Here is a 12,919-nt window from a genome sequence, read left to right as displayed (position 1 = left end):
CTTGATGATGCAGTATACCCAGATACAAAGACAAGAAAAAACAGAAGCGCTTTGATAGACCTACTTATTGCTGTGCATACTGATAAGAGAGATTGACTGGCCGGCATTGTAAAGTTTTGGATTAGGTTTTTGTAAAGCAATAATACAAAATGAAAGCTATTTTATCGTAATGGTTAAATGATATTTTCAGGCACTTGCAGCTCGGCTATATCAATCATCTATATTAATTATCACCGGGTTAAACCAAAAGCATAATCAATACTCCTACCTGTACATAACAACCTAACCATGAACAATAAATTCAAACACAAACTCCTGTTAGTATTATCAATAATTTTAATTACCTACGGGTACAGTAAAGCGCAGGATAATATTAAAATAGATGCCGACTTATCACGCGGCGCCGTCCGCATCAATTCGGTTTACCTAACGGATGCCGTTGTGACTGTTTACATTGACAACCTTGGCCGCTTGCGCGATGTTTATGCAGATAATACCGACAGTTATTACGACCCCATACATACCGAAGATACCTTCAGCTTCGGCGAGGTTGAATATTACCCACATGACTATATTTTTGATGAATTAAGCGACCGCCTGAAGCGAATAGGAAATTTAAACATTACTTATTACGACCGTTTCAGTTGGGATGAGCTGCGTGGTAAAATCAAATCAATAGACAACGTAAACTTTACTTATTACGATCGCTTTGGATGGGATGAAACAAAGGGGTTAGTTAAATCAATTGGAAACGTAACTATCACCTATTACGATCGTTTTGGCCGTGATGAGGATAAAGGAAAAATAAAAAGCATTGGCAACACATCGTTTACTTATGCAGGCCAAAAGGTTAGTGTGAGCGGAGGTGATAATAATGGTGTCCTCAATCTTCACAGAGGAGTAATTAATTAAAGGTGATTAATTAGGTATTATACTTTCTTATAAGTTTGCCGCCATGAATGATGTTCTAAAAAACCCTGCCTGGCACGCGCTGTTAACAGGCAATGCAGCACTTGCGCAGGGTAATAACCGGGTTAAGTTTTTTGATAAAAATGTGTCGCCTTTTGTAGGGCTTGAAGAAAATACCGCCGGGCATCTTACCGAACTTGCTGGTATGGTACCAGATACCGGGATCAGTATTTTTATCAGCGAAAATGAAGTTGATATTCCGCCGGTATGGCAGGCACTGGCTTGCGTTAATTGCTACCAATTGATTTGGAACGGCTCCGAAATACCGTTTGATACTCCTGAAACCGTTATAGAACTTACTGAAAGCCACATCCCCGAAATGCTGGCCTTAACCGAGTTAACCAACCCGGGCCCATTTGCTGCGGAAACCATCAAGTTTGGCCATTACCGAGGTATTTATGCTGATGGCAAACTGGTGGCTATGGCCGGGCAGCGGCTTAACCCAACGCCTTATGCCGAGATCAGCGCGGTATGCACCCATCCTGATCATTTAGGCAAGGGTTACGCCAAAATCTTGCTTAACCACCATATACAACGCGTTATAGCCGCATCGGGCATTCCGTATCTGCATGTAAAGCATGATAATGAGCGGGCTATTAACGTGTACAAAAGCTTAAGATTTGAAATAAGCCGGGAGCTTTTGTTTAACGTGATACAAAAAGCCGCGAAATAATTTCACTCGCGCTGCATTTTGATTTACGGTTTTTACCGGTCACAAAAAACTTAACACTACATGGTTTTGTTAAGGCTTTTAAAAGCTGAAATTTGTAAGCATATTAGCAGTATAGCAGCGCCTTATTGCTTAAAAATGCTTATCATTGAATAATCAAAATACATCACCATATGCAGGAAATCGATCCTATCATCCTTCAAAAAGTTAATACCTGGCTTGAAGGCAATTACGATGAGCAGGTAAAACAGGAAATTCAGAAATTACTTGACGATAAGGCTTACACCGAGCTTACCGATTCATTTTACAGAGACCTTGAATTTGGCACCGGCGGTTTACGCGGTGTTATGGGTCCGGGTTCAAACCGTATCAATAAATACACTATAGGCTCGGCCACGCAAGGTTTGGCTAATTACTTAAAGAAAACCTATCCTAACGAACAGGTTAAGGTGGCCATAGCGCACGATAGCCGCAACAACTCCGATCTGTTCGCGCGTATAACTGCCGAAGTATTTTCGGCCAATGGCATCTATGTTTACTTTTTTGAGGCGCTGCGCCCTACGCCTGAACTATCGTTTGCTATACGTACTTTGGGCTGCAAAAGCGGCGTAATGTTAACCGCATCGCACAACCCTAAAGAATACAACGGCTACAAGGCTTATGGCGAAGATGGCGGCCAGTTTGTATCTCCTGCCGATAAAGCCGTAATGGACGAGGTTGCCGCTATCAAAAGCATCGACGATGTTAAATTTGAACGCGTTGAGAACAACATCGAACTGATCAGCACGGCTATTGATGAGCAATACCTGCAAAAAATAGTTACCCTTTCGGTATCGCCGGAAGCCATTAAACGTCAAAAGGATCTGAAGATAGTTTTCTCACCGATACATGGCACAGGTATTACCCTGGTGCCAAAAGCGTTGGAACTGTTCGGTTTTGAAAATGTGGTTTTGGTTGAGGAGCAATCAACACCTGACGGCAACTTCCCTACCGTGGTTTACCCTAACCCGGAAGAGAAAGAGGCCCTTACCCTCGCCCTTAAAAAAGCACAGGAAGTAGATGCCGACCTGGTTTTGGCAACCGACCCTGATGCCGACCGTGTAGGTATCGCTGTAAAAAATACGGATAACGAATTCATCCTGCTAAATGGTAACCAAACCGGCAGCATGCTGATCAATTACCTGCTAACTGCCTGGCAGGAAAGCGGAAAGCTAACCGGTAACGAGTACATTGTTAAAACCATTGTTACCTCAAACCTGATAGAGGCTATTGCCAAAGCCAAAGGCGTAACTTATTACAACACCCTTACCGGCTTTAAATACATTGGCGAATTAATGACCAAATTTGAAGGTAAACAAACCTTTATTGGCGGTGGTGAGGAAAGCTACGGTTACCTGGTTGGTGAATTTGTACGCGATAAGGATGCCGTTGTTTCGGCAGCGTTTATTGCGGAGATGACCGCTTTTTATAAAGATAAAGGCAGCAGTTTGTTCGAGGCGTTAGTAGATACTTATATTGAGTATGGTTTCTATAAAGAAAAACTGATCTCGATCACCAAAAAAGGTAAGACCGGAGCTGAGGAGATCAAGGCGCTGATGGAAAAATTCCGCAACAACCCGCCTGCTACACTGGGCGGCTCAAAGGTTACTACCCTGAAGGATTATGAACTGCGCGTTGAAACCGATCTGAGCGATAACACCACTCAGCCTATCGAGTTACCAAAGTCGGACGTATTGCAATTTATTACCGAGGATGGCAGCATTATATCGGCCCGCCCATCGGGCACTGAGCCTAAAATAAAATTTTATTGCAGTGTGAACGGCAAGCTGGAAAGCAAAGAAGCTTACAAGCAAACCGATGCCCAACTGGAAGAAAAAATAGATGCTATTATAAAAGATCTGGGTGTTTAGTCCTTTTCTTTTTTAACAAAACACAAAGGCACTCACTTAAAAAATGGGTGCCTTGTTTTTTTATTTTACCATAAAATATATATTTACAGTCAACCTGAATAATGAGTATACCGGCAGGAATATAATGGAGAAGAAGGAAACAGTTGGCAATGCAAGCCCTGTATCGGCACTGATAGACAGCCTGCCTGTAGCCGTGTACCTGTGCGATAGCAATGGCTATATTACAGCTTATAACAAACCTGCTGAAAACCTATGGCATAACGCGCCCGTTATAGGTGAAGCCCGCTGGTGCGGTGCTTTAAAAACCTATACGCTCGATGGTACCCTGATCTCTCCTGATGATAATCCGGCCGCGCGCAGCTTATTCACCGGCGCTGATGCACCCAGTCAGGAATTTATCATTGAGCGCGGGGATGGCAGCCGCAGATACATTGTTCACCATGCAGCGCTGATGCATGATGCCGCCGGAACAATTAGCGGCGTTACCAATACACTGATTGATATTACCGCGCAAAAAGAGGATGAAGGTAAGCAGGCCATACTTGCCGCTATAGTTACCTCGTCTGACGATGCGATCATCAGTAAAACACTCAACGGCATAATTACCAGTTGGAACCGGGCTGCTGAAAGGCTGTTTGGCTATACCGAACAGGAAGCTATTGGCCGATCAATCACCATGCTGATACCTGCTGACCGGTTAAGTGAGGAAGAACATATTATTAATAAAGTGCGTAACAGTGAGGTAGTTGACCACTTTGAAACGCTAAGGCAACATAAATCAGGTTACCTGATACCCCTCTCGTTAACCGTATCGCCGGTAAAGGATACAAAAGGCAACATCATTGGTGCCTCTAAAATAGCGCGGGATGTTAGCCGGCAAAAACAAGCCGAAGACCAGCTTCAGCATTATGCCCGTAACCTGGAGATATTGAACTCCTTCGGCAAAACAATTTCAGAGAACCTGGATGTGCAAAGCATCCTGCAAAAAGTTACTGATGCTACCACGCAGCTTACCGGGGCAAAATTCGGCGCGTTTTTTTATAACAAACTAAATGAGAATGGCGAGGCGTACATGCTGTACACCCTTTCGGGTGCACCTAAAGAAGCCTTTGAAAAGCTTGGAATGCCGCGTAATACCGATGTTTTTAAAACTACCTTTAAAGGCGAGGGAATTATAAGGGTTGACGATATTACCCAAGACCCGCGTTACGGAAATAATTCGCCGCACCATGGTATGCCTAAGGGGCATTTACCGGTGGTGAGCTATATGGCAATGCCGGTAATTTCAAAAAGCGGCCATGTAATAGGCGGCCTGCTGTACGGGCATCCGGATGCGGGCAAGTTTACCTATGAGCATGAGCAACTGGTCTCAGGCGTGGCATCGCAGGCCGCTATCGCCCTGGATAATGCCCAATTGTACGAAGAGATCAGGATGCTGAATGCCCGTAAGGATGAATTTATCGGCCTGGCCAGTCATGAACTTAAAACACCGGTTACCAGTATAAATGGCTACCTGCAAATTATAGAACGGTCCTTACCCGGTAATGACCGCAACACGGCATTCATTGCCAAGGCAAGGCTCCAGGTAGGCAAACTCAGCAGCCTGATAGCCGACCTGTTGGATGTATCCAAGATCATCACCGGCAAACTCCCGCTTTCGCATTCGGTATTTAACCTGCAGGATTTATTGGTAGAATCGGTAGAAGTATTGCAGCAAACACACATCAGCCATACCATACATATTGACCTGGCCGCGGCTCCGCTGATGGTCAATGCCGATCAGCAGCGTATTGAGCAGGTAATTATTAATCTGCTATCCAATGCCGTAAAATATTCGCCCGACGCGGATAAGGTATTGATCAAATTATTTGAGCGTAACGGAAACGCGGTGGTAACCATACAGGATTTTGGCATTGGCATAAATCAAAACGACCAGAAACACATATTTTCCCGTTTTTACCGGGTTGATGATATTGCCGCCCATATATCGGGCCTGGGTATAGGCCTGTACATCTGCAACGAGATTATTAACCGGCACAACGGCCGCCTTTTGGTATGCAGCGAACCGGGGCTGGGCTCCACCTTTTCGTTTGAGCTTCCGCTAAGCGCATAAAAAAACTCCCGGCTTATAACCGGGAGTTTTTTTTATGTCTGATATACTGTTACTTCGTTATATCTTTAAACAATTGCGGCACCGTGCCATAGGTAGGTAATTGCCCGTTCCACTTCTCTATCATACGGGTTTGCACCAGCAGTGGGGTTAAACTTTGCTGCCTCAATTTATTCGCTTCTGATTCCGCACGTGCCTTGATAAGTAACGCCGCGGCCTCACCCTCTGCTTTAGCCTTACTAACTGTAGCTTCGGCAATGGCCTGTTTGGCTTCGTTCTCGGCTTTTAAACGGGCTTGGATCGATGCGTTCTTTTCATCTATCATCCGCCTTAATGATGTAGGCGGCGTTATGGCCGATGTAAGCTGATCGTACACAAAGCCATCCTTAGCCAGGTTTTTGGTAAGCAGCGTTTGTATCTTATCTTCAAAACGCTCCCGGTTACTCATCACGCTGTCTGATGTAAAGCTGTTGGCCACAATGCGGTAGGCATCATAAATGGTGTTGCGCATAAATTGCTGCTCAATTTCGCCCAGCGGCTTGCGGTACTGGCGGTATATATTAGGCACCATATTGGCGTTAACGTGATAGTTCAATTTAGGATCTACCTGGAACTCGGCGGCATCCCTAGTGGTGATCACAAACGGCTCATAATCTACATTTTGTGTATAGGTTGGAAACTCCACGATCTTGGTTGTCCAGGTGTTGTACCACACACGGCCGGTTACAATGGTAATATTATCTACCCCCCTGTCGCTACCGTACAGGTTTATTTTGATCCCTACGTTACCGGCATCAATATTTTCATAAGTAAAAGGTTGAATAGCCAAAGCTACAGCGAGTACAATTACTACCCCGCCAATGCGAAGTATGCGTTTAAGGTTATTAGGTTCCATTTAAAAAATTAGTTGTTTAATTAAATCTGCGATATATGTAACGTACGATGTGAAAAACGAATAATGATCCCAACAGAATTTGAAATACGCCGATGCCAACGTACAAATTGCTCGGTTTTGACAGATTATTTGCCGCCATTGAGAACAGCCAAACAGCGAACACAATATCTAATATTAATATCAAAATGTGCTTCATATATGTAAAATTACTGATTAGTAACTAAATAAAACGGTTAATCCGTATCTTTGCCTTGTGTTTTTTCTGTTTTCATAAAAGCACATCATACCGAGCCGGGTCCCGCCTGACCCGGCTTATTTTTACATCTTAGCCGCTGCCATACTGTTTCCGTTCTTAAAATATGTGCAGGTTAGATAAGCGCTTACCCTAATTGTTACAATGCTATATTTTATGTGCTTAATTGCTTACTTTGCCCTTAAAAACCACAAAGTATTTTACGCATGACTTATTGCTTAGGTATAAAAGTTAAAGAAGGCCTGGTGGCCATTGCCGATACCCGCATAACATCAGGTACCGAAACTACCAACAAAAAAAAGGTAACTATTGAACAGAAGGATAAATTTTCGCTTTTTATTATGACCAGCGGACTACGCTCGGTACGTGACAAGGCGCTGGTATATTTTTATGAATTGATGGAGAACCAGGAGTTCAACAAGCTTTATAAAGCGGTGAATGCCTTTGGCGGACAGGTAAAACGCGCGGCCCTTGAGGATGGCGCGGCCCTTGAAAAAGCAGGCTTAAAGTTTGACCTGCACACCATCATAGGTGGCCAGTTAAAAGATGATGCCGAGCATAAGCTATACCTGCTCTATCCCGAAGGCAACTGGGTTGAACTGGGGCAGGGCGCGCCTTACGTTGTTATCGGCAATTCCGGGCATGGAAAAGCCATACTTAACCGGGTTTTAAGTGAAGATACCAACATGCGGCTGGCGTTGAAAGCTGGCTTCCTCTCGTTTGATTCAACCAGGGTGAGCTCTAATAACGTTGACTACCCGATTGATGTGATCCTTTATAAAAAGGATACTTATGAGATGATTGAACAGCGTTACGAATCGCGCGATCTGGCTGCCATATCATCACAATGGGATGATGAGCTGAAGAATGCCCTGTCAAACGTGTCAGAAGAATGGATGGAGGTAGCCTTTGATAAATTGCCCGCTACAGACAATAAAGAAAGTTAACAATAGATATGAAATTCAACGTACAGGCAGATATGACTTACACGGCAAACTCAGCCGGAACGATTATACTGAACATACATGCTTTACGCACGCCTAACCAAACTGTTGTAGCCGAAAGCTTTAACATACAACCTTACATAAAAGCCGAAGAACTGGTCAACGTAAACGGCGAAAACCGCCTGATCCGTTTACAGATTGAAGAGCCCTGCAACATGGCGATAAGCTATAACGCTACCATTGATAATGCCTGGAAACTGGTTAATATGGATGGTATGATCGAAACGCCGGTTTACCAGCTACCTGCCGAAGTGCTGCAATACCTTAACCCGAGCAGGTATTGCCAGTCTGACAAGTTATTCCGTTTGGCGCATAACATGTTTGGTAATATCGATAACCCGTTCTTAACCGTATTATCGATGGTTGAATGGATACATACTAATGTGCAGTACCTCAGCGGCTCTACCAACGCGCAAACCTCGGCGTTTGATACGGTTACTGAACAATCCGGCGTATGCCGTGATTTCGCACATCTGGGGATCGCCCTATGCCGTGCACTCACCATACCTGCCCGCTATTTTACGGGGTATGCCTATAAGTTGCAGCCGGCAGATTTCCATGCCTGCTTTGAGGCTTACATAGGCGGCGAGTGGATATTATTTGATGCCACCAAACTGGTGCCGCTTAACGGCCTGATCAAGATTGCCACCGGCGGCGACGCGGCCTACGCGGCTATTGCCAACATATTTGGCGATATTAGTTTTGATACCATGCTGGTTAGCTGTACGCTTAATGATGAAGGATTCATCCCCCATTATTATACCGAAAACCACCTGCAAGGGCTGAGCTACCTTTAATAATTACCTGTTGAAGCAACCTTTTGCCCGCGCTTGTAATAAATAAAGTTGATAAGTAATACCGCCCAACAGATCAGCAGGCCAAAAAATTCGCGTGCTTCCTCAATCCAGGGTTTGGTAGCTTTCATGGTTTGTACAAGGCTTTCCTCATCATGCAGGGTTACCCATTCAATTACGCCATTACTATCAAACACCTTGTAAACCGCATAGCCCAGGTAACCAATAAGACCGATGTAGTACATAGCCGGGTAGTATTTGCCCCTTACAGCTAAAAAGCAAACCACGGCAGCATACAGGTAAAGCGGCACCCACAAATACGGGTCAAGGTCGTTATACTGCAAGCCTGCCGAGATAACAAATAGTATGATGAACAGGATATTAAATATTTTCATCCGTAAGGTATGTTGATGGGTTAAGCCTCATCGGGTATAAAGTTGATCTCGTCGTCTTTATCGAATGCCGCATAGGCCCGCTTCCAGGGTTGGTCGTCTATCATTTTCCAGCGGTGTGCCGTGCCGGTGGTGTCAAGCGCTATCAGCACTTCGCCGGGGCTAAGTATAAATTTTTCGCCCAAACGGGTTTCAAACTCCACCATGCCTGTAAGGCATATCACGTATTGCTCTGTAGGCGCGTTATGCCAATCGTATGATGAACCTGCCGGTGATTCTTTAAAGCGTATGCTGCCTGCCCGGTGCAACTCATTTTCAACCAATGTACCGGTTATAAAATGCGAATGCCCGTCGTCGCCGGTATATATTTTAATAGCTTTTATCATCCCTTTTATAGTTGCCGCTAAAGTACAATATTACCGCAAACTTATCAGCAGTTGCAGTTGTTGCTTTAGCTTATCATGAATACTGTAATACAACCCAAGCGAGGCCCGAATGCAGGCGCGCTTATCATCAGCATACTCATTACGCTCATCATCGGCTTTACGGCCTCCTACTTTACCCGCCCCGAAATTCCAGGTTGGTACGCGGGTTTGCAAAAACCATCGTTCAGTCCGCCCAACTGGCTTTTTGCCCCGGTATGGACAAGTTTGTACATCCTTATCGGCATAGCCGCTTACCTGGTTTGGCAAAAACGCGATGACAGCAAAGCCTACGCTAATACACGCAACTTGTATATTATACAACTGGTATTAAACTTTATGTGGTCTATTGTGTTTTTTGGAATGCACCAGATGCTGGGGGGCTTTGTAATTATTGTACTGCTATGGCTAAGTATAATTGGCTGCATCGCAGGCTTTTCACGGTTCAGCAAAACAGCATCGTGGTTAATGGTGCCGTATTTATTATGGGTAAGTTTCGCATCGGTATTAAATTTTAGTGTTTATTTGCTTAACAAATAATGCAAAACCTTATTTTTAGTTGCCAAAACCAACCGGCCCTCTACATGAAAAAACTGATACTCATCTGCATAGCCCTATTATTTTTTGCACCCGCTTTTGCTGATACCATAGCTATTGATCATTTTGCTGTAGTTGAAAACCCATTCGCGCAGGATGAAGTAGCCATACAGGCAACCGACTCACTGGGCAAGGTGCGTGAAGATATTAACGGCACCTTTAATTTTTCGATGAATGGCTTTAACGAGACCCTACAGTTTGATAAAGGCACCGCGTTTTACAGGCATAAAATAGAAAAATCAACCTTTTTGTATGCCAAGCATGTTAATGATAACGGCACCCACTCCATTTTGTATTACGTTTATAAAAATGGCAGTAAGTTAGCCCCATGGCATATCAGTTGGGTGCTGCTGCTTGCCATCCCCTGCGCGTTAATATTGTTGGCTTATATGTTTAAGCGCTTTATTATTATCGCGGTAATTATATTCATCATCTTTTTTTACTTTAACCACCACAACGGTTTAAGCGTAGGCCGCTTTTTTGAAAGTATTGTTGATGGCCTGAAAGGGATGTTTTAGTACCTGATTTGTTAGAAAGGCAAGCCTACCCCGAAGTTTAACTGCATAAAGCTGTAGCCATCGCCCAGGATATTACCATCTTTATCTACGCCGGTTCTGTTGGCTTCTTTATAAGCACGCTTAAAATCACCGGTTCTAAACAATTCGTCGCCGTGCCTGAATAGTACCCATTGGTCGGCACCTGTAAACTGCGGATCTTTAAATTTAAAGCCGATATCAAACCGGAATACAAAGAACTGCAGGTCAAACCTCAAGCCGGTGCCAATACCTATGGCGGTTGAATTCCATAAGTTACCTAGCCTGAATTCACCGTTCGGGCTGTCCTCCTGACTTTTGAGTCGCCAAACGTTACCAAAATCCATAAAAAAGGCACCTTTAAGCTTTGAGCCGAAAAAGTTGTTGGCCAGCAAGTAGCGGTATTCGGCATTGCCTACAATTTTAACCTCGCCTACCTGGTCAATATAACGTAGCTGGCTCCTCAGCGTATCAGCAAGGGCGCTGCTGCCATAGCTTGCACGGTTAAACTGGCCGGGGCCAAGGGTACGCGGCAGCCATGCCCTGATATCATTAGCACCACCGGCATAAAAATTCTTCTCAAATATTAGTTCATCGCTGTTTCCGTAAGGGATACCAACACCAGGATTAATGCGGAAGATAAACTGGCGCTCGTGCGAAAAGGTGCGGTAAAAACGCAGATCAACCTCGGTTTTGGCATATTGCGCATAGGTATAGCCAAACAACGTACGGCGGCCGGTACTATCCGGCTTGGTATTAAAAGCATGACTTAATAAACTAAAGGCATTGCCACCAACATCAACACTACCTCTGAAATACAGGAAATTGGTTAGCCAGTTCAGCTTATTAGCATTAAGCTGATAGGTATACTGGCTGCCTGATGTTAATATGGTACGCCCGATGAGGTAGATGTATGAAAACCTGTTTTGGTTCAGCAATAAACGGTACGCGTTCTGATCGATAGTACCGCGAGAGAACTCTACGAACAACGGCGTGATGGTATGGCGTTTATCAGGTGTCTCAAAAAAATCGTAGGTTATTGAATTTACAAAGCTTTGGCGCTTAACCAGCCCTTTTTGGTAAAATAACTGGTAGTTACTGGCAAAGGTGGTGTGCGGCACGCCGTACTTGCCCAGCACGGGCGCGTTAAATGGCAATATTAACCGCGGATAACTCAGGCTTAAACCCACCTTAAAATCCTGGTTTTCTATGCTTCCGCGCGATGCCGAGTTGCTGCCGTTATCAAACAACACGCTCCAGTTTATTTTTAATTGCAATATGGCAGCCTGTTTAAACATGTTACGGTTGGTAAAGGTATTACCAACATTGTAACCGTAACGCCCGCTGCTGAACAGAAACTCACCCTCCACACGGTCATTCATCCGTTTAAGCGGGATGATATCGATACGGGTATCCAGCCTGTTACTGCTATCCGCCAGTTTGGTATAGGTTGGGTTTGGTACGTTACGAAAAACGTTCAACTCCGACAGGCGTGAGGTAGTGAGCTGCTGACGTTCTATATTGTAGATCTCGCCTTTTTTCTGAAAGATATAATCTGTTACTGTACGTGGTTTAAACCTGCCCGAATAATCGATAAACCGGAACTGTGAGTCAACCTGCAAAGTATCGGCCTTGCCTGTAGTGCGCCCCGTACTGCGCGCGATGGTGATCAGGGTATTATTGATCTTGTACACCGGGTGTTCCTTTTTTCCCGGAGGATTATCAATAATCACTTTCAGATCAACCACACTGCTGTTGTAGGTAGAATCGTAATCGTAGCTGATGTACTGGCGGTAAAAATCATAATAACCGTTACGCTTCATCACCGTATAAAGTTCATCACGGTCATACGCCAGGCTATCCCTGTCAAACCTGCTGCCGGGTTTCACATGCGCCCTGCCCTTGTAACCCTCGTATAACGACCGCACTTTCCCGTCGCCAACACTATCAGTATAGTTGCGTACCTTAAACATGGGGCCTTGCTGGGCAGTAAAGATCAGTTCGGCTTTTTTATTTTTGATGTGGATGCTATCGGCAACCTTAGCTTTCAGGTAACCCTTGTTCTGCAAAAACTTCTCTATTTGCAGGCGCGAATACTCCACCAAGCTACTATCTAATATAGCCGGCGGCTCACCGATGTTTTTTTTGCCGTTTTTACTGAACAGGTAATAAAACTGCAGGTTTAGCCAGTTATTGGGCTGCTGCTCCTTATCTACATAATTTTGCGCCAGATCCTCAAATTCCTTATCAACACCTACAATTTTTACCTTACGCACAAGTGCCTGATCATCTTTAAGTTTACGGGTTAAACTACAGCCCGACGAAATTATCAGCAAAAGAATGGTTAATATTGTAAGGTGATATTTAGCA

At 44.4% G+C, this 12,919-nt stretch carries 12 protein-coding genes; 8 read left to right on the top strand and 4 right to left on the bottom strand.

Translation table 11 applies throughout. The features are described from left to right. Window positions 1–288 precede the first annotated feature (288 nt). The 4 genes from AC3WJC_RS03655 (at window position 289) to AC3WJC_RS03640 (ending at window position 5,662) form a co-directional block, all read left to right on the top strand. A complete protein-coding gene (locus tag AC3WJC_RS03655) occupies window positions 289–912 on the top strand; it encodes a hypothetical protein (RefSeq protein ID WP_492397713.1) in 624 nt (207 codons plus the stop codon). A 43-nt stretch (window positions 913–955) separates the two neighbouring features. Then, complete coding sequence (locus tag AC3WJC_RS03650) at window positions 956–1,642, top strand: GNAT family N-acetyltransferase (protein WP_492397712.1); 687 nt, start codon at window positions 956–958, stop codon at window positions 1,640–1,642. Window positions 1,643–1,812: 170 nt separating this feature from the next. Further along, entirely contained in the window at window positions 1,813–3,549 is a 1,737-nt protein-coding gene (locus tag AC3WJC_RS03645; RefSeq protein ID WP_492397711.1) for a phospho-sugar mutase, read from the top strand. A gap of 124 nt (window positions 3,550–3,673) precedes the next feature. After that, entirely contained in the window at window positions 3,674–5,662 is a 1,989-nt protein-coding gene (locus AC3WJC_RS03640) for a sensor histidine kinase (RefSeq protein WP_492397710.1), read from the top strand. Window positions 5,663–5,711: 49 nt separating this feature from the next. Here AC3WJC_RS03640 and AC3WJC_RS03635 read toward each other — a convergent pair whose 3' ends face one another. Then, window positions 5,712–6,554, bottom strand: coding sequence for an SPFH domain-containing protein (locus AC3WJC_RS03635; RefSeq protein ID WP_492397709.1), 843 nt, complete (start codon window positions 6,552–6,554; stop codon window positions 5,712–5,714). Window positions 6,555–7,013: 459 nt separating this feature from the next. On the opposite strand from AC3WJC_RS03635, the gene AC3WJC_RS03630 reads away from it, so the two are divergent. Continuing rightward, entirely contained in the window at window positions 7,014–7,754 is a 741-nt protein-coding gene (locus tag AC3WJC_RS03630; RefSeq protein WP_492397708.1) for a proteasome-type protease, read from the top strand. Between the two features lie 8 nt (window positions 7,755–7,762). Further along, on the top strand, window positions 7,763–8,608 hold the full coding sequence (locus AC3WJC_RS03625; RefSeq protein ID WP_492397707.1) for a transglutaminase-like domain-containing protein: 846 nt from the start codon (window positions 7,763–7,765) through the stop codon (window positions 8,606–8,608). On the opposite strand, the gene AC3WJC_RS03620 is transcribed toward AC3WJC_RS03625, so the two are convergent. Both AC3WJC_RS03620 and AC3WJC_RS03615 read right to left on the bottom strand, forming a co-directional pair. Then, complete coding sequence (locus AC3WJC_RS03620) at window positions 8,605–9,000, bottom strand: transmembrane 220 family protein (protein WP_492397706.1); 396 nt, start codon at window positions 8,998–9,000, stop codon at window positions 8,605–8,607. The two genes, AC3WJC_RS03625 and AC3WJC_RS03620, sit on opposite strands and share 4 nt — an antisense overlap. Before the next feature lie 20 nt (window positions 9,001–9,020). Further along, the gene (locus AC3WJC_RS03615) at window positions 9,021–9,383 is read right to left on the bottom strand and encodes a hypothetical protein (protein ID WP_492397705.1); all 363 of its coding nucleotides are present in this window, start codon (window positions 9,381–9,383) and stop codon (window positions 9,021–9,023) included. A 75-nt stretch (window positions 9,384–9,458) separates the two neighbouring features. Between AC3WJC_RS03615 and AC3WJC_RS03610 the strand changes: the two genes are divergently transcribed. Beyond that, complete coding sequence (locus AC3WJC_RS03610) at window positions 9,459–9,959, top strand: TspO/MBR family protein (RefSeq protein ID WP_492397704.1); 501 nt, start codon at window positions 9,459–9,461, stop codon at window positions 9,957–9,959. A gap of 44 nt (window positions 9,960–10,003) precedes the next feature. Beyond that, window positions 10,004–10,534 (top strand): hypothetical protein, encoded by a 531-nt coding sequence (locus tag AC3WJC_RS03605; RefSeq protein ID WP_492397703.1) that lies wholly within the window; start codon window positions 10,004–10,006, stop codon window positions 10,532–10,534. Window positions 10,535–10,545: 11 nt separating this feature from the next. Here the strand turns inward: AC3WJC_RS03605 and tamL are convergent, their stop codons facing one another. Next, on the bottom strand, window positions 10,546–12,885 hold the full coding sequence (gene tamL, locus AC3WJC_RS03600) for a translocation and assembly module lipoprotein TamL (RefSeq protein ID WP_492397702.1): 2,340 nt from the start codon (window positions 12,883–12,885) through the stop codon (window positions 10,546–10,548). Between the last annotated feature and the right edge of the window lie 34 nt (window positions 12,886–12,919).

The organism is Mucilaginibacter sp. FW306-07-L, from assembly GCF_058782065.1.
This window is presented reverse-complemented; position numbering and strand designations above follow the sequence as displayed.